This window comes from Citrobacter sp. Ce104 (assembly GCF_030334595.1).
Lineage (GTDB): Bacteria > Pseudomonadota > Gammaproteobacteria > Enterobacterales > Enterobacteriaceae > Citrobacter > Citrobacter europaeus.
Map to the genome: position 1 here is coordinate 706,480 of NZ_JAOWDP010000064.1, position 23,418 is coordinate 729,897.

At 53.4% G+C, this 23,418-nt stretch carries 22 protein-coding genes; 6 read left to right on the forward strand and 16 right to left on the reverse strand.

Going from position 1 to position 23,418, the window contains the following annotated elements:
- Positions 1-135 precede the first annotated feature (135 nt).
- The 4 genes from proY to phoB form a co-directional block, all read right to left on the reverse strand.
- Positions 136-1,509: a proline-specific permease ProY gene (gene proY / locus OGW16_RS13990; protein WP_016152018.1), complete on the reverse strand. Its 1,374-nt coding sequence runs from the start codon at positions 1,507-1,509 to the stop codon at positions 136-138.
- Positions 1,510-1,590: 81 nt separating this feature from the next.
- Positions 1,591-2,910, reverse strand: coding sequence for a branched-chain amino acid transporter carrier protein BrnQ (gene brnQ, locus OGW16_RS13995; RefSeq protein WP_043015372.1), 1,320 nt, complete (start codon positions 2,908-2,910; stop codon positions 1,591-1,593).
- Between the two features lie 405 nt (positions 2,911-3,315).
- On the reverse strand, positions 3,316-4,611 hold the full coding sequence (gene phoR, locus OGW16_RS14000) for a phosphate regulon sensor histidine kinase PhoR (protein WP_087051642.1): 1,296 nt from the start codon (positions 4,609-4,611) through the stop codon (positions 3,316-3,318).
- A gap of 50 nt (positions 4,612-4,661) precedes the next feature.
- Entirely contained in the window at positions 4,662-5,351 is a 690-nt protein-coding gene (gene phoB / locus OGW16_RS14005; RefSeq protein WP_003021496.1) for a phosphate response regulator transcription factor PhoB, read from the reverse strand.
- 190 nt (positions 5,352-5,541) lie between these two features.
- On the opposite strand from phoB, the gene sbcD reads away from it, so the two are divergent.
- From sbcD to araJ, 3 genes are all read left to right on the forward strand, one after another.
- Positions 5,542-6,744 (forward strand): exonuclease subunit SbcD, encoded by a 1,203-nt coding sequence (gene sbcD, locus OGW16_RS14010; RefSeq protein ID WP_075145079.1) that lies wholly within the window; start codon positions 5,542-5,544, stop codon positions 6,742-6,744.
- Positions 6,741-9,884, forward strand: a complete 3,144-nt coding sequence (gene sbcC, locus OGW16_RS14015; protein ID WP_286518533.1) for an exonuclease subunit SbcC — start codon at positions 6,741-6,743, stop codon at positions 9,882-9,884. Before sbcD ends, sbcC begins: the two co-directional genes overlap by 4 nt.
- Positions 9,885-10,076: 192 nt before the next feature.
- The gene (gene araJ, locus OGW16_RS14020) at positions 10,077-11,249 is read left to right on the forward strand and encodes an MFS transporter AraJ (RefSeq protein WP_181634739.1); all 1,173 of its coding nucleotides are present in this window, start codon (positions 10,077-10,079) and stop codon (positions 11,247-11,249) included.
- Positions 11,250-11,276: 27 nt separating this feature from the next.
- On the opposite strand, the gene mak is transcribed toward araJ, so the two are convergent.
- Positions 11,277-12,185, reverse strand: coding sequence for a fructokinase (gene mak / locus OGW16_RS14025; protein WP_075145081.1), 909 nt, complete (start codon positions 12,183-12,185; stop codon positions 11,277-11,279).
- 91 nt (positions 12,186-12,276) lie between these two features.
- Here mak and rdgC point away from each other — a divergent pair, with 91 nt between their 5' ends.
- Positions 12,277-13,188 carry a recombination-associated protein RdgC gene (gene rdgC, locus OGW16_RS14030; protein WP_032940007.1) on the forward strand — a complete coding sequence of 304 codons (912 nt, stop codon included), beginning with the start codon at positions 12,277-12,279 and terminating at the stop codon, positions 13,186-13,188.
- A 50-nt stretch (positions 13,189-13,238) separates the two neighbouring features.
- Here rdgC and ppnP read toward each other — a convergent pair whose 3' ends face one another.
- The 5 genes from ppnP to OGW16_RS14055 form a co-directional block, all read right to left on the reverse strand.
- Positions 13,239-13,523: a pyrimidine/purine nucleoside phosphorylase gene (gene ppnP / locus OGW16_RS14035; RefSeq protein ID WP_038638136.1), complete on the reverse strand. Its 285-nt coding sequence runs from the start codon at positions 13,521-13,523 to the stop codon at positions 13,239-13,241.
- Positions 13,524-13,594: 71 nt separating this feature from the next.
- Entirely contained in the window at positions 13,595-14,272 is a 678-nt protein-coding gene (locus tag OGW16_RS14040; RefSeq protein ID WP_043015367.1) for an AroM family protein, read from the reverse strand.
- Between the two features lie 247 nt (positions 14,273-14,519).
- Positions 14,520-14,711: a protein YaiA gene (gene yaiA, locus OGW16_RS14045; RefSeq protein ID WP_043015366.1), complete on the reverse strand. Its 192-nt coding sequence runs from the start codon at positions 14,709-14,711 to the stop codon at positions 14,520-14,522.
- A 26-nt stretch (positions 14,712-14,737) separates the two neighbouring features.
- Positions 14,738-15,283 (reverse strand): shikimate kinase AroL, encoded by a 546-nt coding sequence (gene aroL, locus OGW16_RS14050; RefSeq protein WP_286518534.1) that lies wholly within the window; start codon positions 15,281-15,283, stop codon positions 14,738-14,740.
- A 185-nt stretch (positions 15,284-15,468) separates the two neighbouring features.
- Entirely contained in the window at positions 15,469-15,924 is a 456-nt protein-coding gene (locus tag OGW16_RS14055; protein WP_043015365.1) for a YaiI/YqxD family protein, read from the reverse strand.
- 148 nt (positions 15,925-16,072) lie between these two features.
- On the opposite strand from OGW16_RS14055, the gene proC reads away from it, so the two are divergent.
- Positions 16,073-16,882: a pyrroline-5-carboxylate reductase gene (gene proC, locus OGW16_RS14060; protein ID WP_016152005.1), complete on the forward strand. Its 810-nt coding sequence runs from the start codon at positions 16,073-16,075 to the stop codon at positions 16,880-16,882.
- Between the two features lie 17 nt (positions 16,883-16,899).
- Here proC and adrA read toward each other — a convergent pair whose 3' ends face one another.
- The 5 genes from adrA to OGW16_RS14085 form a co-directional block, all read right to left on the reverse strand.
- Entirely contained in the window at positions 16,900-18,015 is a 1,116-nt protein-coding gene (adrA, locus tag OGW16_RS14065; protein ID WP_105179632.1) for a diguanylate cyclase AdrA, read from the reverse strand.
- A 91-nt stretch (positions 18,016-18,106) separates the two neighbouring features.
- Positions 18,107-18,427: a phosphate starvation-inducible protein PsiF gene (psiF, locus tag OGW16_RS14070; protein ID WP_003830956.1), complete on the reverse strand. Its 321-nt coding sequence runs from the start codon at positions 18,425-18,427 to the stop codon at positions 18,107-18,109.
- Positions 18,428-18,524: 97 nt separating this feature from the next.
- Positions 18,525-19,940 (reverse strand): alkaline phosphatase, encoded by a 1,416-nt coding sequence (gene phoA, locus OGW16_RS14075; protein ID WP_075145082.1) that lies wholly within the window; start codon positions 19,938-19,940, stop codon positions 18,525-18,527.
- Positions 19,941-20,044: 104 nt separating this feature from the next.
- Entirely contained in the window at positions 20,045-20,287 is a 243-nt protein-coding gene (locus OGW16_RS14080; RefSeq protein WP_043015362.1) for a sigma-S stabilization anti-adapter protein IraP, read from the reverse strand.
- Positions 20,288-20,535: 248 nt separating this feature from the next.
- Complete coding sequence (locus OGW16_RS14085; protein ID WP_043015361.1) at positions 20,536-21,732, reverse strand: multidrug efflux MFS transporter; 1,197 nt, start codon at positions 21,730-21,732, stop codon at positions 20,536-20,538.
- Between the two features lie 301 nt (positions 21,733-22,033).
- Between OGW16_RS14085 and ddlA the strand changes: the two genes are divergently transcribed.
- On the forward strand, positions 22,034-23,128 hold the full coding sequence (gene ddlA / locus OGW16_RS14090; RefSeq protein WP_047413567.1) for a D-alanine--D-alanine ligase: 1,095 nt from the start codon (positions 22,034-22,036) through the stop codon (positions 23,126-23,128).
- Between the two features lie 25 nt (positions 23,129-23,153).
- Here the strand turns inward: ddlA and OGW16_RS14095 are convergent, their stop codons facing one another.
- Positions 23,154-23,375 carry a DUF2754 domain-containing protein gene (locus tag OGW16_RS14095; protein WP_019076140.1) on the reverse strand — a complete coding sequence of 74 codons (222 nt, stop codon included), beginning with the start codon at positions 23,373-23,375 and terminating at the stop codon, positions 23,154-23,156.
- Positions 23,376-23,418 lie beyond the last annotated feature (43 nt).

Here is a 23,418-nt window from a genome sequence, read left to right on the forward strand (position 1 = left end):
GTATCCCCTTTGATGATAATGACGTCACCTTGCCATAGCGAAGTGCAGGATCACTCCTCATCTTAACGTTTATTGGGGGAGGAGCTCGGGGGAGGAGAAAATTGCCGGGTAACATCAGGCTACCCGGCAAAAATATTACTGCGCTTCAGCCAGTTGACGCTCGCGACGGCGCTTGAAAACCCAGCCGGCCAGCAGCAGGATAATCCACGCAAAGCCGACGTACAGCGAAATACGGGTATCCGGATGATAGCCGATAAGCGCGATGATAAAGACCAGGAAAATCAGGCCAATAACGGTCGTCACAACCCCACCCGGCACTTTAAATTTCAATGCCTTGACCTCTTCCGGCGGCAGACGACGACGGAAGGCAATCTGCGACAGCAGGATCATAATCCACACCCATACCGTGGCGAAGGTCGCCAGAGAGGCGATCACCAGGAAGACGTTTTCCGGCATGATGTAGTTAAGATACACCGCAAACAGCAGCGCGATGGTCATCACCATCACCGTGACCCACGGCACGCCACGACGCGAGGTCTTAGCGAACATTTTCGGGGCGCTGCCCTGCTCTGCCATACCGTGCAACATACGACCCACGCCGAAGACGTCAGAGTTGATGGCCGACAGCGACGCGGTCAGTACGACAAAGTTGAGGATCCCGGCGGCAAAGGTAATGCCCATATGCTGGAACGTCAGAACGAACGGGCTACCGTCGGTGCCAACCTGGTTCCATGGGTAAATGGACATGATGACGAACAGCGTCCCCACGTAAAACACGAGGATGCGCATCGGTACGGAATTGATGGCGCGCGGAATAGATTTTTCCGGGTCTTTGGCTTCACCTGCGGTAATCCCGATAATCTCAATCCCGCCGTAGGCGAACATCACCATTTGTAACGACATCACCATACCGAGCCAGCCGTTGCTGAAGAAACCGCCGTTGCTCCACAGGTTATGGATACCGGTCGGTTGCCCGCCGTTGCCAATCCCCCAAATGATGATGCCGAAACCGGCGACAATCATGATGATAATGGTGGCGACCTTAAAGAACGAAAACCAGAACTCCAGCTCGCCAAACACCTTCACGCTCATCAGGTTGATGGCGCAGATAATCAGCACCACGCTGAGGACCCAAATCCAGTGCGGAACGGCAGGGAACCAGACCCCCATGTAAATACCAAAGGCAGTCACGTCGGCAATAGCGACAATCAGGATTTCAAAACAGTAGGTCCAGCCGGTGATGTAGCCTGCCAGCGGTCCAAGGTTTTCCTGCGCGTAGCGCGAGAAGGAGCTGGCAGCCGGGTTATGAACGGACATTTCGCCCAGCGCACGCATAATAATATACGCCGCTACACCGCCGATAATATAGGCCAGCAATACGCTTGGCCCCGCCATTTTGATGGCATCGGCCGAGCCGTAGAACAGCCCAGTGCCAATTGCTGAACCTAATGCCATAAAGCGGATGTGCCGGGTGCTCAGCCCACGCTTTAGCTTGTTATTACTTTCCATCGATTCCTAACCTGTTAACACAATAAAAAAACCACGGGGCCATATTAATAGCCCCGTGGTTAAAACTTATTGTCAGTGATATTAGTGTGCGCTGGAGGTCACTTGTCGACCCGCTGCGCGATCCCAGATAACTGCCAGGATCACCATCACGACTGTTGGCATCAACCACGCCAGCCCCTGCTCCGCCAGCGGTAAACGCTGGGTCCAGGCCGGTAACACGTCGCCAATTGCAGAAGCTTTAATGCCATCAAGGATACCAAAAATCAGGCTGATAAACATCGCAGGTGCAATGACGCGGGAAGAATTATGCCACCATGAGCGGGTAAAGCTTAATACAACCAGTGCGATACATGGCGGATAGATAGCCGTCAGCACCGGAATAGAGATCTGAATCAGATGGCTCAGACCCAGGTTAGAGACCACCATCGAGAAGCCGCCGAGGATAAATACCAGCGTACGATAAGACAGTGGAACATACTGGGCAAAGAACTCTGCGCATGCGCAGGTCAGGCCAACCGCGGTGACCAGACAGGCGATGAAAATCAGCGCCGCCAGCAGGAAGCTTCCCGCGCCACCAAAGGTGTGCTGAACATACGCATGCAAAATTGCCGCGCCGTTAGCAGACTGATCGACCAGAATCGCGCTATCTGAACCCAGACGGAACAGCGCGAGATACAGCAGCGTTAAGCCCACACCCGCCATCAAACCCGCCCAAACGGTGTAACGGGTCAGCAGACGCGCTTCAGTAACGCCACGCGAGCGAGCAGCGTTAACGATAACAATACCAAATACCATCGCGCCCAGCGTATCCATGGTCAGATACCCGTTCACGAAGCCATTAGAAAACGCCGCAGTTTGATAGGCCTCCATCGCATTACTGATCGGGCCCGCTGGCCAGACAATTGCAGCGACAGACAGTACCACCAGCGCCAGAATTTTCAGCGGCGCCAGGAAATTACCAACCGTATCCAGCAGTTTACCCGGATACAGTGAAACCAGAATGACAATCGCGAAATAGATAACGCTATAGATAAACAGCGGCAACGCAGAGTCACCGGTCAGCGGTGCAATCCCGACTTCGAAAGAGACCGTCGCGGTACGTGGAGTAGCAAATAACGGCCCAACTGCCAGATAGCAAACGGTCGCCAGCAGCAGACCGGCGACTTTACCGATAGGCGTGCTCAGTCGGTCCACACCACCACCGACTTTCGCCAGCGCGACAACGGTAAGCACCGGCAAACCAACGGCGGTAATCAAAAAGCCAAAAGCCGCAGTCCAGACGTGTTCACCTGCCTGCAAACCAACCATTGGGGGGAAGATGATGTTACCTGCACCAACGAACAGTGCAAATGTCATAAATCCCAAAGCGATAATATCGCGCGATTTTAACTGATGGGTCATAAAGTCTTACTGCCTGTGGATGTGGTGTTGAAAATAATAAATTTTTGCCTTTCCCTGGGGGACAATACAGCGGCATTTTTGCTCAATTCCAGCGGGAAACACTCCCGAGCTGGCGCGGCGAAGAATAGTTTTTCGATTTACCGCGCAAATGCAGTCGGTATGACAGCACCTGGAGCGCAATTTAAACGCTTATAACGTTTTAAAGCAAGGTGGGATCCAAAAACCAGAACAATATAGCGATATGAAAAATTGGGTTAGCACAAAACACCATTTCATGGAAAAAGGTATGGGTAATAGTTCGAACAAAAAACAATCAAACGTCGTAAAATTCAGGAGTCATATATTGACCGCATGGAAAAAGCCAGCTTGTGCTGGCTTTTGGAAAGTTAATCTTACGAATGTGCTTTAACCGTTACTTTTGGCAATCAAACGTTCCGGGATCACGAAACTAAATCGCGTCCCCTGACCTGGTTCGCTTTCGATATTCAAGCGGCTGTCGTGATGATGCAGCGCATGCTTCACGATGGCCAGACCCAGCCCGCTACCGCCTGTTTGCCGCGATCGCGCTTTATCCACTCGGTAAAAACGTTCGGTCAAACGTGGAATATGCTCGGCGGCAATGCCCGGACCGTTATCTTCCACACAAAACTCCGCCCCCGACGCCACATGCTGCCAGCGTACGGTAATGTGCGTTCCCGCAGGCGTGTGGTTTACTGCGTTGTAGACGAGATTCGAGATAGCGCTACGCAACTGTTCCTCGTTACCCCGCACGTTCAGGCTGTTATCAACATCAAAGGTAAACGTATGTTTTTGCTGGCTCAGCGTCTGCGCTTCATGCTCAACTACGCGCAGCATCATGGGTACATCGACCTTCTCATTCAGTTGCAGCGTCGGTGCAGCCTCAATTTTTGACAGCGTCAGCAGCTGTTTCACCAGTCCTTCCATGCGGTACGTTTGTTCACGCATGGTATGCAGTGCTTTTTCACGCGTCGTCCCTTCCAGCGGATGCTCCTGCATCATTTCCAGGTAACCCTGTAACACCGTCAGCGGCGTACGCAGCTCATGGCTGGCGTTAGCAAAAAAGTTACGTCGTGAACCTTCAAGTTGGTGCATCTGGGTAACGTCGCGCGCCACCATCAGCAGTTGCTTATCGGTGTAGGGCATCACGCGAATTTCCAGATGCCGTCCGGTATTGAGCACCAGATTGATAGGCCGGCTAAAGTCGCGCGTTTTCAGATATTGTGTGAATTCCGGATAGCGAAGCAGGTTAAGAATATTTTGCCCGCTATCGTCCGGCCAGCGCAGTCCCAGAACCTGCTGAGCCAGTCCGTTACACCAGAAGATACCGCCTTCTTCGGTGGTCAACACCACCGCGTCGGGTAGCGATTCCGCCCCGCTGCGAAAACGTTTAATCAGGTTACCCAGTTCTCGACGGCGCTTTTTGTTGCGAAGCTGCATTTGATGCAGCCCATATAACAGCGGCTCCCAACTGCCTCGCCCCGGCGGCGGCGTCATGCTTCTGTCGACCCATAGCCACCAGGACAAACGTAATAGATTCCAGAAATGCCAGATAAGCAGGCCCGTTACCGACGCCAGTAAAAACCAGGGCAGGTAACCGAAAAAAGCGCTAAGGATAAATGCCGGTATGCAGCACAGGATCAGCTCCAGTACCAACCTTTTCCATGACAATCGTTCTAGCAAACGTCTTACTCCATTTACGGCCTAATCCATCAGGCCATGATTCTTGTCAGTCAGAAGCGGGTCGAAAAACGATATCCCGTCCCGCGAACCGTCTGCACCATACGATCGTGTCCGCTGTGCTCCAGCGCTTTACGTAAGCGGCGGATATGCACATCCACTGTCCGGTCTTCCACGTAGACATTGGTTCCCCAGACATGATTGAGGAGTTGTTCACGGCTGTAGACACGCTCAGGGTGAGTCATAAAGAAGTGCAACAGTTTGAATTCGGTCGGCCCCATATCCAGCGGATCCTCGCCGGTCATCACGCGATGCGAGGTCGGATCAAGGCTTAGCCCCTGCATCTCAATAACCTCTTCCACCGCCATCGGGGAAATACGACGCAGAACCGCTTTAATACGCGCCACCAGCTCCTTGGGAGAAAACGGCTTGGTAATATAGTCATCCGCGCCGGTTTCCAGACCCCGAACGCGGTCTTCCTCTTCACCTCTCGCCGTCAGCATCATCACAGGGATGTCCCGCGTCATCGCTTCGCGCTTGAGATGTTTAATAAACTGCAGACCCGAGCCGCCGGGAAGCATCCAGTCAAGTAAGACGAGATCCGGCCAGGGTTCATTGAGTTGGTTCACAGCACTGTCATAGTCTTCGGCTTCAACGGGTTGAAATCCGTTTTGCTCGAGCACGAAGCAGACCATTTCACGAATTGGAGCTTCATCTTCTACGACCAGAATACGTCTCGCCATGATTTGCCCTGTTTATAATTAAATCGTTTGCCATCAATACAGTGCCATTATGCGTCAGTTTTATGACAGATTTATGAAAAGATAGCCCAGGTTTAACGCAGCCCGGTGAATTATGACAGCCCGGAGACAAGATATTAACGTCCTTACAGGGTTATAATCCCCGCCATTGTTTTATCGTCATGGAACTCTTATGCGTATCCTTCACACGTCTGACTGGCATCTGGGCCAAAATTTCTACAGCAAGAGCCGCGCCGCTGAACATCAGGCCTTTCTCGACTGGCTGCTGGAAACGGCGCAATCCCAGCAGGTGGATGCCATAATTGTGGCAGGCGATATTTTCGATACTGGCTCACCGCCAAGCTATGCCCGAGAGCTGTATAACCGCTTTGTCGTCAATTTGCAGCAAACCGGCTGTCATCTGGTGGTGCTGGCAGGTAACCACGACTCCGTCGCCACGCTCAATGAATCTCGCGACATTCTGGCATTTCTCAACACCACGGTCGTTGCCAGCGCCGGCCATGCGCCGCAAATTCTGCTACAACGCGACGGCACCCCGGGGGCAATCCTGTGTCCGGTTCCTTTTTTACGTCCGCGCGACATCATCACCAGCCAGGCTGGACTGACAGGACAAGAAAAACAGCAGCATTTGCTGGGCGCGATTACTGATTATTACCAGCAGCAGTATCAGGACGCCTGTACGCTGCGCGGCGATCGGAATATCCCCATCATTGCGACCGGACATTTGACCACCGTCGGCGCCAGTAAAAGTGACGCCGTACGTGACATTTATATCGGTACGCTGGACGCCTTCCCGGCACAAAACTTCCCACCAGCGGACTACATCGCGCTGGGACATATTCACCGGGCGCAGGTTATCGGCGGCACGGAACATATCCGCTACTGCGGTTCGCCGATTGCGCTCAGTTTTGACGAGTGCGGCAAAAACAAATGTGTACATCTGGTGAGCTTTGAAGCGGGGAAACTCAGCGCCGTCGAAAATCTCACCGTCCCGGTCACGCAGCAGCTTGCAGTACTGAAAGGCGATTTAGCCGCCATTACCGCCCAGCTTGACCAGTGGCGCGACATGCAGCAAGAGCCGCCGGTGTGGCTGGATATTGAAATCACCACCGACGACTATCTGCATGATATGCAGCGCAAAATCCAGGCCTTAACCGAAGATTTACCGGTAGAGGTGTTACTGGTGCGCCGCAGCCGGGAACAGCGCGAACGTATCATGGCCAATGAACGGCGTGAAACGTTAAGTGAACTGAGTGTGGCGGAAGTTTTTGACCGCCGTCTGGCGCTGGAAGAACTCGAAGAACCACAGCGTGAGCGGCTTAACCAGCTGTTTAGCGCAACCTTGCACACGCTTGCCGGGGAGGCTGAAGCATGAAAATTCTCAGCCTGCGCCTGAAAAACCTCAACTCCCTGAAGGGAGAATGGAAAGTCGATTTTACCGCCGAGCCTTTTGCCAGCAACGGGCTGTTTGCCATCACCGGGCCAACGGGTGCGGGGAAAACCACCCTGCTGGACGCGATTTGCCTTGCGCTGTACCACGAAACGCCACGCCTGAATACCGTGTCACAGTCGCAAAACGACCTGATGACCCGCGACACCGCAGAGTGTCTGGCCGAGGTCGAATTTGAGGTGCGGGGCGAAGCCTACCGCGCTTTCTGGAGTCAGAACCGGGCACGCAACCAGCCTGAGGGCAACCTGCAGGTCCCGCGCGTAGAACTGGCCCGCTGCGCCGACGGCAAAATCCTCGCCGATAAAGTCAAAGACAAGCTGGAGATGACCGCCGAGCTTACCGGGCTGGATTACGGTCGTTTTACCCGTTCGATGCTGCTGTCTCAGGGGCAGTTCGCCGCATTTCTCAATGCCAAACCGAAAGAGCGCGCCGAGCTGCTGGAAGAGCTGACCGGCACTGAGATCTACGGCCAAATTTCCGCGATGGTGTTTGAAAAACACAAATCAGCGCGCACAGAGCTGGAAAAACTGCAGGCCCAGGCCAGCGGCGTTGCGCTATTAGCACCAGAGCAGGTGCAGTCCCTGACGGAAAGTTTGCAGGTACTTACTGACGAAGAAAAACAATACATTACCAGCCAGCACGTCCAGCAACAGCACCTCAACTGGCTTATTCGGCAAAATGAGCTACAAACGGACATAAATCGCCACCAGCAGGCATTACAGGCTGCTCTTCAGGCGCAAGAAGACGCGCAGCCACAACTGGCGGCGCTGAGTCTGGCGCAACCGGCCAGAGCGTTACGCCCACACTGGGAGCGAATCCAGGAACAAACGGCTACTATCGCGCGCACGCGGCAGAAGATTCAGGAAGTGAATGCTCGCTTACAAAGCAGCTTAGCGCTGCGCGGGCGCATCCGTCAGCAGGCGCGCACGCAATCGACCGCGATGCTCGCCGGACAACAGACGCTAACCGACTGGCTGAACGAACATGACCGCTTCCGCTTATGGAGTAGCGAACTGGCAGGCTGGAAAGCGCTGCTGGCCCAACAGTCCGATGCCAGTGCCCAGCTACGCCAGTGGCAGCAGTTGCGAGAGAACGACATGCGTAAGCTCGATGCGCTGGCGCTTCCCACGCTGACCCTTTCGCCGCAGGAGGTAACACAAGCGCTGGCGCAACATGTGCAGCGTCGTCCGTTACGTCAGCGGTTGAGCAACCTGCACGGACAAATCGCCCCGAAGCAAAAGCAGCTGGCGCAGCTACGCGCCACGCTTGTACAGCGTCAGCATGAGCTGACTCAACGCAACGCGGTGCTTGCCGAAAAACGTCAACGTTATAAAGATAAAAATCAGCAGCTTGCCGATGTGAGAATCATTTGTGAGCAGGAAGCCCGTATCAAAGATCTGGAAAGCCAGCGGGCATTACTGCAATCCGGTATGCCTTGCCCGCTTTGCGGCTCCACCGCACATCCGGCAATTGAGCGCTATCAAACGCTCGAACTGAGCGTGAATCAGACGCGACGTGAGGCGCTGGAAAAAGAGGTTAAAACGCTGGCCGATGAGGGTTCAACGCTACGCGGACAGCTCGAGGCAATAAGCCAGCAGCTTCAGCGGGATGAACGCGAAGTACAGACGCTTTCTCAGGAGGAGCAAGCACTTACTCAAGAGTGGCAGACGGTCACCGCCAGCCTCAACGTGACGCTGCAACCGCAGGATGACATCGCCCCATGGCTTGCTACCCAGGAAGAGCATGAGCAGCAGCTTCACCAATTGAGCCTGCGCCATACCCTGCAGGCGCAAATCGCCGCGCATACAGAGCAAATAACTCAGCTCCAGCAGCATATTGACCAGCGTCAGGCGGCGCTAACCGCCGAGCTGGCCCGTCATGGCCTGTCCCTTCCGGCTGAGGATAACGTCGCCTCATGGCTGAGCGAACGGGCGAACGAAGCCCAAATATGGCAACAACGCCAAAGCGAACTGAGCGCTTTACAGACCCAAATAGCCCAGCTTGCGCCGCTGCTGGAAACGCTGCCAGAAACCGAGGCACTTCCTGAAAACAATGAGGGTCTGTCGCTGGAAAACTGGCGGCAGGTGCACGACGATTGCCTCTCTTTACAGGGGCAGTGGCAAACTTTGCAACAGCAGGAGGCGCAGGACGTTCAGCGCGCCGCAGAAATTCAGGCACAGTTTGATGCCGCATTGCAGGCCAGTATTTTTCCCGATCGCGATGCCTTTATTGCCGCCCTGCTGGATGAAGAGACCTTCACCCGTCTTGAGCAGTTAAAGCAGTCACTCGAAGGCCAGCAGCAACAGGCGCAAACCCTGCTTAATCAGGCTCAGCAGGCGCTGGCGACTCATCAACAACAGTTGCCAACAGGAGTGGATCTCACGCTCACGGCACAACAACTGCACGACGCGCTGGCAAAACTCACACAGAAGCTACGGGATAACACCACTCGTCAGGGCGAAATTCGCCAGCAGTTGAAACAGGATGCTGACAGCCGCCAGCAGCAGCAGGCGCTGATGCAGGAGATGGAAAAGGTCGCGCAGCAGGTCGAAGACTGGGGGTATCTGAATGCGCTGATCGGCTCGAAAGAGGGAGATAAGTTCCGCAAGTTTGCCCAGGGGCTAACGCTGGATAATCTGGTCTGGCTTGCCAACAACCAGTTGACCCGTCTGCACGGCCGCTATCTGTTGCAGCGCAAGGCAAGCGAAGCGCTGGAGCTGGAAGTGGTTGATACCTGGCAGGCCGATGCCGTGCGTGACACGCGCACGCTCTCCGGCGGCGAGAGCTTCCTCGTGAGTCTGGCGCTGGCGCTGGCGTTGTCCGATCTGGTCAGCCACAAAACGCGGATTGACTCCCTGTTCCTCGACGAAGGTTTCGGCACGCTGGACAGCGAAACGCTGGATACCGCCCTGGATGCGCTGGATGCGCTTAATGCCACCGGCAAAACGATTGGCGTCATCAGCCACGTTGAAGCGATGAAAGAGCGCATTCCGGTACAGATCAAGGTTAAAAAAATCAACGGACTGGGCTACAGCAAACTCGACAAGATGTTTGCGGTGGAGTAATCGACCAGCGGATGTGGTTTCACAGGCCGTATAAGCGCTGGCACCCTCCGGCACTCTATGTAGCACAATATTGCATACTCAGGGACGGATATGAAATGGCATTCCACTTCGCTTATCCGCAAGCTATCGCTATTGGCGGCGAACGTTCGCCGCTATGACGCACGTCCTGCGTCTTTCTTGTTGGCAGGTGGTATGAAAAAAGTCATTTTCTCTTTAGCGCTGGGGACATTTGGTCTGGGCATGGCCGAATTTGGCATCATGGGTGTACTCACCGAGCTGGCGCGGGACGTGGGCATTTCCATCCCTGCTGCCGGCCATATGATTTCGTTTTACGCTTTTGGCGTGGTGCTGGGCGCGCCCATTATTGCGCTCTTTTCCAACCGCTTTTCGCTCAAGCATATTCTGCTGTTTCTGGTCACGCTGTGCGTGATTGGCAACGCCATCTTCACCCTCTCCTCCTCTTACTCCATGCTGGCGGTAGGCAGGCTGGTTTCCGGCTTCCCGCATGGCGCGTTTTTCGGCGTAGGCGCGATTATCCTGTCGAAGCTGGCCCGTCCGGGAAAAGTCACCGCCGCCGTCGCGGGCATGATTTCGGGGATGACCGTGGCCAATCTGGTTGGCATTCCCGTCGGCACCTGGCTGAGCCAGGAATTTAGCTGGCGTTACACGTTTCTGCTGATAGCCGTCTTTAATATTGCCGTAATAGTCTCGGTCGCTTTTTGGGTCCCCAATATCAGCGATGAGGCAAAAGGGAAACTGCGCGAACAATTTCACTTTTTGAAAAGCCCCGCCCCGTGGTTCATCTTTTCCGCCACCATGTTTGGTAACGCCGGGGTATTCGCCTGGTTCAGCTACGTCAAACCGTACATGATGTACATTTCCGGCTTCTCCGAAGCGCTGATGACCTTCATCATGATGCTGGTGGGATTAGGAATGGTGTTGGGAAACCTGCTGAGCGGTCGGCTGTCTGGCTGCTATACGCCGCTGCGCATTGCGGTAATAACCGACTTTGTGATTGTGCTGGCTCTGCTGTTGCTCTTTGCCTGTGGCGGAATCAAAGCCGCGTCGCTGACCTTCGCTTTTATTTGCTGCGCAGGCCTGTTTGCGCTGTCGGCGCCGCTGCAAATTTTACTGCTGCAAAACGCTAAAGGAGGTGAGCTGTTGGGTGCGGCTGGCGGGCAAATTGCCTTTAACCTCGGCAGCGCGATTGGCGCTTACTGCGGTGGCATGATGCTGACGCTGGGCTTTGCCTACAACTACGTGACGCTGCCGGCGGCACTGCTGTCGTTTTCTGCGATGTCGTCACTGTTGGTGTACGCTCGCCTGAAGCGCGCAGTCCCCCAGATGACACACGCTGCCGGATAGCATCTGCGCTACCCGGCTACGCGAACATTACTCCTGCGGCCACAGCCAGGCCGCACCGCGAACGCCGCTGGAGTCACCGTGTAGCGCTCTGCGTAAAGGCGTTTCGCATTCGCCGCCAAAGACAAACTGCTTAATCAACGTCGGAACATTTTGATACAGTCGGTCGACATTGCTCATTCCGCCGCCCAGCACAATGACGTCCGGATCGAGAATATTTACCACATGCGCCAGTGATTTCGCCAGACGAAGCTCATAGCGGCTCAACGCCTGCTCCGCCAGAGCATCCTGCGCATTAACGAGGCTGATAATTTCACTGCCCTTGAGCAGCTTACCGCTCAGACGCTGGTAGTCGGTGGCAAAACCGGTCCCGGAAATGAAAGTTTCAATGCAGCCTTGTTTGCCACAATAACAGGGGACTTCCTGTCGAAAACGCAGCTCATCTTCATCCATCCACGGCAGCGGATTATGCCCCCACTCCCCTGCGGTACCGTTGCCGCCCGTGTGCGCCCGACCATTCAGCGCCACGCCAGCGCCACATCCGGTGCCGATGATCACCGCAAACACGGTTTGCGCCCCTGCCGCCGCGCCATCCACCGCCTCTGAAACCGCCAGACAGTTGGCATCATTTGCCAACCGAACTTCACGATTCAGACGCGCACTCAAGTCTTTGTCAAAAGGTTGCCCGTTAAGCCAGGTCGAGTTGGCATTCTTCACCACCCCGGTGTAAGGAGAAATTGAACCAGGAATGCCCATCCCCACGGTTCCCGTCTGCCCGGTGGCTTTTTCCGCCATCTCCACCAGCGCAGCGATGGTTTCTATCGTTTGCCGATAATCATCGCGCGGCGTGGGCAGGCGATGGCGAAAAAGCTGTTCGCCCACATCGCCAAGCGCGATAACTTCCGTTTTCGTACCGCCCAAATCGATACCTATACGCACTGTTTACTCCTCTTCCCGATTAACAATGCAAGCATAGCGACAATTCGCTATCATGCCCGCTGGATTTAACGACAAGGCCGTGGAAATTATCATGCTGTGGTTCAAAAATTTAATGGTTTACCGTCTTAGCCGCGATGTTTCTTTGCGTGCCGAAGAGATGGAAAAACAGCTGGCATCAATGACGTTCACCCCTTGCGGTAGCCAGGATATGGCAAAAATGGGCTGGGTTCCGCCGATGGGATCGCACAGCGATGCATTAACGCATACCGCCAATGGCCAAATTATTATCTGCGCCCGCAAAGAAGAAAAAATTCTGCCATCGCCGGTTATCAAACAGGCGCTGGAAGCCAAAATATTCAAACTGGAAGCTGAGCAAGGTCGCAAACTCAAGAAGACCGAAAAAGACTCGCTGAAAGATGAAGTTCTGCACTCATTGCTGCCGCGCGCCTTTAGCCGTTTCAGTCAGACAATGATGTGGATCGACACCGTCAACGATCTGATCATGGTTGATTGCGCGAGTGCGAAGAAAGCCGAAGATACGCTGGCGCTGCTACGTAAGAGTCTCGGTTCGCTGCCGGTCGTTCCGCTGACGATGGAAAACCCTATTGAGCTGACGCTGACCGAATGGGTTCGCTCCGGCACAACTGCTCAGGGATTCCAGTTGCTTGATGAAGCCGAACTAAAAGCGATCCTTGAAGACGGTGGTGTGATCCGCGCGAAAAAGCAGGATCTGGTCTGCGACGAAATCGCCGTGCATATCGAAGCGGGCAAACTGGTCACCAAGCTGGCTCTCGACTGGCAACAGCGCATTCAGTTCGTTATGTGTGACGACGGCTCTGTTAAGCGTCTGAAGTTTAGCGACGAGCTGCGCGATCAGAACGAAGATATCGACCGCGAAGATTATGCTCAGCGTTTTGATGCCGATTTTATCCTGATGACGGGTGAACTGGCGGCGCTGATTAAAAGTCTGGTGGAAGGATTAGGCGGCGAAGCGCAACGTTAAGCCGTGTTTACCGAATGGCGGCTCAATGTCGCCATTCGTCATTTTTACGCTTACAGATAGCGGCAAAGATAGGATGTTGGCTCTGCCACCTGCAGATGAAACTCGCTGCTGCCCGGCACGTTAAACACGTCCCCCGCGGCATACACTTTCCACTCGGTTTCCCCTGGTAGCAGCACGTTCAGTGCGCCGCTGACGACCGTCATCTCTTCAGGCGCCGCGGTACCAAAGGTATATTCACCTTCAGCCATCACGCCAACACTGGCGCGGCCAGTACTGCTGCTGGTAAAACCGATCGATTTTACTTTGCCGGAAAAGTATTCATTACTTTGAAGCATACAACTGGCCCTATCTCGTGATTAAGTTAACAACCAATATAGGGGGGTGACGTTCCACCTGTCACGCAAAATTACGTCAGCAGCTCCGAAGCCAGCCGGGCAATCAGCACATTGGACAGAAGAACCGGGACATCCAGCGATTTTTGCAGTAAATCGCGATGGCGTTGATTGAACCCCAGGCAGTCCAGCATGATGACATCCGCACCTTGCTCCAGCAGTTCTTTCCCGGCATCAATCAATTGTTGTTCGCTACCGTGGATCGGATTCGCCACGGCATACACTGGTGGGGTTTGTAGCACCTGCCATTTTTGCGCCTGGGCTTTAAGCAATTCAGTGACGGGAACAATAACCCCGACCTGATGCCCATCGACAATCGAGGCCACCAGCGGTGGGATAATCCGTAACGGTTCCAGCAAAATGCTGTTGCGGGCGGTCAGGCGAGCGATTGAGGCGGTACTCATCAGCAGGATCACGTCAAAGCCCTGGTTATCCAGCACCTCCACGATACTTTGCAGCGAGCGTTCTACCTTCTGGCGTGAGACATGCGCGAGTTGGTGGTCGCTGAGCAGCGTTAATAAATGCTCGTCACCGGGCGAAACGCCGTACTCAGCCATCACATCCTCTCGCCGCATCTGTCCCAGCAGACTGTGGTGAGTGATGTGCTGTTCATCGATATATTCCGTCAGGAGCGGTAACACCTCACACATCGGCACAACGCCAATCGTGAGGATAGCCAACGACGTACTCATTTGTTGCTCCACCGTCTTCTTACTTTGCTGTGAAATCCCGGACATGTGCCGGGCGCTGACCTGCGCTACAAATGCTCAAAAGCGTAGCAGCAGATCGGCGGTGTATTGCGTAAAGATTCCAAATAATTCCAGTAATGGATTGTTATTGTTTAATTTTCAATTTTTACTGTATACGGCGAAATTTAAAAAAATGTGATGCACGCCCGTACTGGCACTTTTCAGAATCGTGCCAGGGCGGTGATTAAGATCAGGCTTTATCGGGGTCTTCGTAGCGCTTTTTGGCATCCATAGCTTCCTGCGCAGAAGGATGCTCACTGATCAACGAATTCGGTTTAGGGTGATCGGCTCGAAGCTGATACCAGGTTACCGTCTGGCCTGGCGTCCCTTTTTCAACCGTAACAATCGTCGCTTGACGTGGGTAAGGTGGTTTTGTCGGCATAGTTCTTCCTTTTCACTGGATGAACATTAAGTATAGACACCGCCCTGCAACCGTGGCGCTGCCTGCGCCAGTATCCCAAGAATGTCTTCCACCACCTGTGAAGGCGGATTGGTGGCATCAACGATATAGTGCGCAGCCTCACGATACAGAACATCGCGCTGGGCGAGCACTTCCTGCACCTCTTCAGTCAACGGCTTACCGGTTAAAGTTGGGCGCAATCCCTCTTCAGGCGTCGCCTCGAGACGATCGACCAGTACAGATACCGGTGCGCTTAAATAGACAACCACGCCGTGGCTGCGCATGTAATGACGATTAAATTCGGTAAGTATGATACCGCCGCCGGTCGCAACAACCGTTGCCGGGGCTGTGACGGCCTGCAGAGCGGTCGTCTCCTGGGCACGAAACCCTTCCCATCCTTCTCTTTCGACGATCTCCGCCACGGTCATCTGCACGTGCGATTGCAACCAGCGATCGGTATCAACAAACTGGAAATCGATAGCCTTCGCCAGCGCCATACCGGTAGTTGTCTTACCACACCCCCGGGGGCCAACAAGAAAAAGAGGTTGCGTCATTACAGAAATTCCCCAGAGAGCCGCGAACGAGCGGGATCTGATGCGGTTAAAGATATAATCATATCATCAAACTAGTACATCGCCAAAGCGTAAAGAAAAAATTACAGGTGGAGTGGCGATATCTATTAATCCCTACTATAACAAGAATTCACAATGAATAAAGTGTAAATAATAAATTACACATTTTATTTTCTACGCTGTACTTCCAGCCACCACTTATCAAGCTCAGCCGCAAAATGCTGCCTGTCACGCGGTGAAAGGCTGTCTGGCCCTCCGGTCTGAATACCGCTGGCGCGTAGCGTATCCATAAAATCACGCATCATCAGACGCTCACGGATCGTGGCTACGGTATAACGCTCCCCGCGCGGGTTAAGCGCCGCTGCACCTTTTTCAATCACTTCAGCCGCCAGCGGGATATCTGCCGTTATCACTAAATCACCGGCGCTACACTGGCGCACAATCTCATTATCCGCCACGTCAAACCCGGCGGGAACGCGTAGTGTACGGATAAAACGCGAAGCAGGAACGCGCAAGCTTTGGTTTGCGACCAAAATAAGCGGCATCTGCATGCGCTCAGCAGCGCGGTACAAAATGTCTTTAATCACATTCGGACACGCATCGGCGTCCACCCATATTGTCATAACCTCTCCCCACAGATGTGCAGTCGCACATTGTCTCGTGCTTTTACTTTCAGGCAAAGTGCTGTTTCTCCTTCTGCACATATTCATTCCGCGCTAAGCTTAGCTTTCCCAGGTAAAACAATGAATATCACGCATAGGGAGTGACAAGATGGACAAAAAAATTGGTTTTATCGGCTGCGGTAATATGGGCAAAGCAATTCTTGGCGGCATGATCGCCAGCGGCCAGGTTCTCCCGGGACAAATCTGGGTCTACACCCCCTCCCCCGATAAGGTCGCTGCCTTGCACGACCAGTACGGTATTAATGCGGCGCAGTCTGCGCAAGAAGTCGCGCAAATCGCCGACATCGTTTTTGGCGCCGTAAAACCAGGCATTATGATTAAGGTGCTGAGCGAAATTACCTCCAGCCTGAACAAAGACTCCCTGGTCGTCTCGATTGCTGCTGGCGTCACCCTAGACCAGCTCGCCCGCGCGCTGGGCCATGACCGAAAAATCATTCGCGCAATGCCAAACACGCCGTCACTGGTGAACGCCGGAATGACTTCCGTCACGCCGAACGCCTTAGTCACACCGGAAGATACGGCCGACGTGCTGAATATCTTCCGCTGTTTTGGCGAAGCTGAAGTCATTGCGGAGGCAATGATTCATCCGGTCGTTGGCGTTAGCGGTTCAGCACCGGCATATGTCTTTATGTTTATCGAAGCGATGGCGGACGCCGCCGTGCAGGGCGGCATGCCTCGCGCGCAGGCTTATAAATTCGCGGCGCAAGCGGTTATGGGTTCGGCGAAGATGGTGCTGGATACGGGTAAACATCCCGGAGAACTGAAGGATATGGTGTGCTCGCCTGGCGGAACCACCATTGAAGCGGTACGCGTCCTGGAAGAACGCGGTTTCCGTTCATCAGTGATTGAAGCGATGATTAAGTGCATGGAACAGTCGGAAAAACTCAGCCGCTCCTGAGTTAACACCGCCGGACGTCAGGCCGCAGCTTCAGTGCGGTTACGTCCGGAATTCTTTGCTTTGTAGAGCGCCATATCCGCCGACTTTAACCATTCTCGGTAATGCTCGGTTTCTGAGGTCAGCGGCGCAACGCCCACGCTGATACGCAGAGCAACCTGCGGCGCGCAGGATAAACGCAGTTGGCTAAGTCGTTCGTGAACACGAGACATCGCCGCAATCGCGCTGGTTGCTGGCGTGCCGCACATAATCACCGCAAACTCATCTCCGCCAAAGCGCCCAATCACATCGCTACCGCGTAAGGTCATCTGCAACTGGCGGGTCAGCGCGACAATCGCCTGGTCCCCAACGTCATGACCCCAGGTATCATTAATGCTCTTGAAATGGTCAATATCGATAATCAGTAACGTGGCGTCACGCTGATAGCGACGGCAATTATCAAATTCATTACGCAGCAACAGTTCCCAATGGCGGCGGTTGTACACCCCGGTCATGCCATCTCGCGTACTCATCACCTGTAAGCGGCGTTTATGTTCCGCCAGTTTGATGACCGTCTGGTAGCTGACCCAGGCAAACAGCAGCGGATAAATCACCAGCACCGGCAGCGTCAATAGCACGCTAAGTTGAGTACTGCTGAACGCGACAGAGATATCAGTTAACTGTAACGTCACCAGGCATGAAACCACCATCAAAACGGCGCCTGCGATGAAAATTCGCATCCCTCCTGCGCCCATCAGGTTGATGCAGGTAATCATCAGCAGCGCCGTGGATGGCAACAGGTTCACCCCCATAATTCCTATCCACATACCGGCGAGAATGGCATCGACTTTTAAGTTGGTAAATTCGCTATGCAGAGGATCGTCAGCTTTGCTTGCCCACTGCCAGGCCAGGTGCGGCCAGACAAACGCCCATCCCACCAGTAACAGCCACCAGCCACCAGTAATCGGCTGAGCAACGAGTACCGACGCGATAGGGAAAAACATTCCCCCCAATCCCACCGCTCGCGGCAGCCTGATCCGTCGGGCGAATCGCAGACCGGAACGCTGGTGGTCATTCTGATGGAGCGATAAAAACGCTTCATTCGGGACGACCTTCTTTTGATAAAAGTTTTCATCATTCATCGTATTTGGGAATATTCTGAAACAAATTTCCCAAATTATAGGAAGGGGTCTGGCGGCGGAAGTATGATATTTCGGGTGAGCGATTTTACCTGCTCACCCGTAAGTGCTACGCAGATTTTTTCAGGCAAGCGCTCATAAATTTATTACGATCATCACCTTTCAGAGACTGCTCCGTCGCCTTGACGTTGCATTCACGCATTTTCTGCTGCTGCGGCGTCAGGCTCTTTTCCTCAGGCGCAGATTTACTGTTTTTCAGGCAATCACTCATATATGTCTTACGCGCGTCCCCTTTTAAGGTCTGCGCCGTTGCCTGCTGATTGCAGGTGGTCATACGTTGTTGTTGCGGGGTTAATGTCTTCTCGGCAGCACCGACGGTAGTTAAAAAAATAAGACCAAAAAGCAACGTCATTAATAATGTAATTTTCATAGCACCATCCTTTTCTGAACGACGACACACAGGTAAGTTTGGCTGCTAACGATAAAAATACCACCCGGCGGCAAAAGTATTGCCGCCGGGCGTCGGGTTATTTCAGTCCTAACGCCGCTTTCATGGTGTAAAACAGGTCGGTTTGATCGGTCAGACCAACCACATTCGCCGCGTGCGGGCCATAGGCTGCAATTCGCAGCTGGCTGCCGGTATGCTCCTGGGATTCCTCTTCAGAGTTGCCGTAGCTGATAACCATGACCGCGCCATCTTTGGTGTTCAGCGCCTGGGTCAGGCCTGGCGCTTTAGTATCCGGCGCGACTATCTGGCTGGCATGCGCGTGGTCAGCGGTTACTACCACCAGGGTATTGCCATCTTTCTTCGCAAAAGCAAGCGCGCGCTGTACCGCTTCATCCAGATCGACCGTTTCGCCAATCTGTCCGCACGGGTTGGCGGCGTGGTCCTGTTTATCGATTGACGCCCCTTCCACTTGCAGGAAGAAACCTTTCTCATTTTTGCTTAACAGCTCAATCGCTTTATCCGTCATCTGCGCCAGCGTTGGCACGCTGTCGTCACGCTTTGGATTGGGGGTACAGGTCACTACCGGTTTATCCAGATTGCCGTGATAAGACGCTTTCGGCCCTTCCCAGCGTACCGGCATATTGCCGTCAGAGAACAGACCCAGCAACGGTTTATCCTGATTAGCTTCGGTAATCGCTGCCAGCGTCGCGGCATCGCTCACCATCTGATAACCGCGGGCAAGGGCTTGTTCACGCAACGTTTTACCCTGCCACTCGCCTGCCGCAGCGGTTTCCGCAAACGTTTTTGCCCCGCCGCCCAGCGTAACGTCAGCCCGGGCATTCAGTAATTGTTCGGTGATGGATCCTTTGCCGCCTTTTTCCAGCGCATTGGTTGGGCATTTTTCACGGGTCACGTCGGGACCATAGCACTTACGCGAGGTCACATGAGCAACCAGCGCCGCCGGGGTAGCATCCTGCAATTCAGCGGTAGAAACGTTGCCTGTCGCCAGACCCGCCGCTTTTGCCATTTCAAGAATTGTAGCGTGATCTTTTTCATGTATATCAACGCCCAGAGCACCGTTATAGGTTTTCACGCCGGTGGTCCACGCCGTTGCGGATGCCGCAGAATCCGTCACATAATCGGGTTTACCCGTTTTTTTATCCAGCGCATAGTGCGTGTATTGTCCGGTCAATGGTAAAGCATCAATACCTTTAAAAAAGCCGCCCGCGCCTTCGGCATAATTTCGCGCTGCAGTAATTTCTGAGTCCCCCATACCATCGCCAATCAGTAAAATAATATTTTTGGCAGGTTTATCGTTCAGAGATTCGCGCAGAGCCGCAGTTTGATCGGCTGACAATCGACGGGCGCCGCCCGGCGTGGTGATATCACCCTGAGCGGCACGATTATCCATAACCGCTACGGTAGAAGTTTCTGCATTAATAATTGGGGTAAACAGCAAAGGTATCAGGGCAATAGCGAGTGCGCTTTGTTTCACTTTATTTTCTCCATGTATAAATACGGTAAAATTAAAACAAAGCGACTATAAGTATTTGATGTGACACTTTTATGATAATTTGTGGAGGGAACGCCACAGATTACTCAAAACGCTTTTGGCACGCTCTCGCCAGCGTTATGTACGTTCGCCAGAAACGCAGGCATACGGCCAGCTCCAGCCAGGGCATCCTCGATTTGGCGAATGAGTATTTGCCGATCGCTCCACGTCATATTGCGCAGCATTTCGATGATTACCTGCTCCAGCGTTTCAACCTGCGCCGCAAGGTCTTGCGACTCTTCTTCTTTTTGGGCGAGCTTAAGTAACAACTCAGTGACGAGATTTTTCATTTGCGTATTCCCTTAACAAAATATAGGCCACGTTATCATTAAGACTCACAACTGCCTAGAGGATGAAAGTTGTATTTTTATAAGTAATAAAACGTTTTGCGAAAACAATCACAACACAAAATAAGGGGAAAAGAGTCGTAGCGCAGAATTATTCAATATAAAAGGGTAAGGGGATTAATAATCACACAGATATATAATGTACATTTATGGATTAACAACGCTGACGGGCAGCGTTGTTAATCAGCAATTCAGCGTGCGCGGCGCCGACGTCGCAGCGCGATAGCCAGTTGCCAGATATTGATAAGCACAATGCTCGCGGTGGCAATAAACACCCAGCGAAAGCCTGCCATTGCTGAAACCGTCGCCCCCATTAATGGCCCGGCGACGTTGCCGAGGTACATAAATGACTGGTTATAACCAAAAATGCGCCCGGTTATCTGGTCGCTGGAGTATTTCACCAGCAGCGTCTGCACCGCAGGCAACATCGCGCCGTCGGCAAAGCCGAGCAGAAAACGCAAAATTCCCAGTTGCAACGGCGTGGTAACCCACGACATGGCGAAAAACAGCACCACCGCGAAGATTAAGGTCGCCATTAAAATCCGCTCGGTCCCAATACGGTCGCCTAATTTACCGAGTCGGGGGGCTGAAATCAGCGCCGAGATGCCCGGAACCGACGCAATCAGTCCGCTGAGAAAGGCAATATTCGAACTGTCTGGGACCATCGATTTAATAAACAGCGCCAGAATTGGCCCAATTGAGCCGTTACACAGTTGGATCACCATCGTCGTAAAAAACAGGCTGATCACCAGCGCCGGATAAGGCAGCGAGGCAAACACGGCCTTTCCGCTCAGACGCTCGCTTTTTTTGATTGTCGGACGCACGCCCTCTTTGATTAAGAACAGCGTGACCAGGAAGCTCACGACCAGCAAGGCTGCGGTAATACAGAATACAGCCCGTAAGCCAACGTGGTCAGCAATAAATCCCCCCATCAGCGGCCCGCCAATGACGCCGCTAATTTGCGCCGTTGAGAGCGTACTCAGCGCCCACCCGCTACGTTCACGCGGAACCTGTGAGGCGACCAGCGCCATCGCATTGGGAATATAGCCTGACGTTAACCCCATCACCCCACGCAGCAGAAAAAGCTGCCAGACGTTTGTCGCAAAGGCCTGCAGTAAAATCGCAATCGCCATACCCAAAGAGGCCCGTAGCAGCATCAGCTTGCGTCCTTTACGGTCGGCTAAACTGCCCCACATCGGAGAGACAATGGCTGAAATCAGAAAGGTGACGCTAAACGTTAAGCCGGACCACATTGAGAGCGCTTCATGCGAGGTCACCCCCAGTTGGGAGATATAAAGCGGTAAAAAAGGCAGGATTTGGCTAATTGCCAGGCCGGTGAAAAAGCAACCGAACCATACGGAAATAAGGTTTACTCTCCAGGATTCCATAGGGACTCATAACGATAAGCAGCTGAAAACTGCGAGCAGCTTAACAAATTACTTAGCCAAATAAGGGTTCACAGGTGCGATAAATCACAGTTCAGGATTTTATCTTCCCGCTCATCGTATTTGTGATACGCCTCACATCAAACCCACAATACTAGCAGGGAATTATGCTTCACAGGCGAAACGCACGTTTGCGCTTATCTTTTCCCTTGTGGCCCAGCAAAACAATCTGCCAGAAGCCGAGGAAACCTGCGTTTTGTCGTGGTAATGTATGTGCTTTGCATTCATGGAATGGGTTTTTAAGATGGCAAAGTTGCGGGTAGGAATCGTATTTGGTGGTAAATCAGCGGAACATGAAGTGTCATTGCAATCGGCAAAAAATATTGTCGATGCCATCGACAAGACTCGCTTTGACGTTGTGCTGTTAGGTATTGATAAACAAGGGCAATGGCACGTCAGCGATGCCAGTAACTATCTGCTTAATTCAGACGATCCGGCGCATATAGCGCTGCGTCCTTCCGCGACCAGCCTGGCTCAGGTACCGGGTAAACAAGCGCACCAGTTGATCGATGCGCAAAACGGTCAGCCGCTGCCAACGGTTGATGTTATTTTCCCGATCGTTCACGGCACGCTGGGTGAAGATGGCTCTCTGCAGGGCATGCTGCGGGTGGCGAATCTGCCGTTCGTCGGTTCTGATGTCCTGGGGTCTGCGGCCTGTATGGATAAAGACGTGACCAAACGTCTGTTGCGCGATGCCGGATTAAACATCGCGCCATTTATTACGCTCACTCGCGCCAATCGCAACAGCATCAGCTTTGCCGAAGTCGAATCTCGCCTCGGTTTGCCGCTGTTTGTGAAACCAGCCAATCAGGGATCGTCCGTTGGGGTCAGTAAGGTGACCAGCGAAGCGCAATATGAACAGGCCGTCGCGCTGGCATTTGAATTTGATCATAAAGTCGTGGTGGAGCAAGGGATCAAAGGCCGCGAGATCGAATGCGCGGTGCTGGGCAACGATCATCCGCAGGCCAGTACCTGTGGCGAGATCGTGCTGAACAGTGATTTTTACGCTTACGACACCAAATACATTGACGATAACGGTGCCAAAGTGGTGGTTCCGGCAGCGATCGCACCGGAGATTAACGATAAGATCCGTGATATTGCTATTCAGGCCTATCAAACGCTGGGCTGCGCCGGCATGGCCCGCGTGGACGTGTTCTTAACCGCAGAGAACGAGGTTGTGATCAATGAGATCAACACGCTGCCTGGCTTTACCAACATCAGCATGTATCCAAAACTGTGGCAGGCGAGCGGCTTAGGCTATACCGATTTGATCACTCGCCTGATCGAACTGGCGCTGGAACGCCATGCGGCGGATAGCGCGCTGAAAACCAGTATGTAATCCCGCCAGGATGCCTGATAGACCTCTATTGGGCATCCTTTGCTTCTTCTTCATCTTCCACGCGGCGACGGATAATTAATCCGGCCAGCCAAAAGCTAATCACCCAGGTGACCAGCCCTACCGCATAGGTTTGCCACCCCTGCGCTTCAAAACCGAGTAAGCCCACCACGCCGTTGAGAATAAAGATAAGCCCAATAGCGAAGGCATAATAGTGCCAGTCTCGGCGGATTTTAACAGGCAGGTTCATAACGGCTCCGGTGGATATACAACATGACAACGCATCCTCGCAC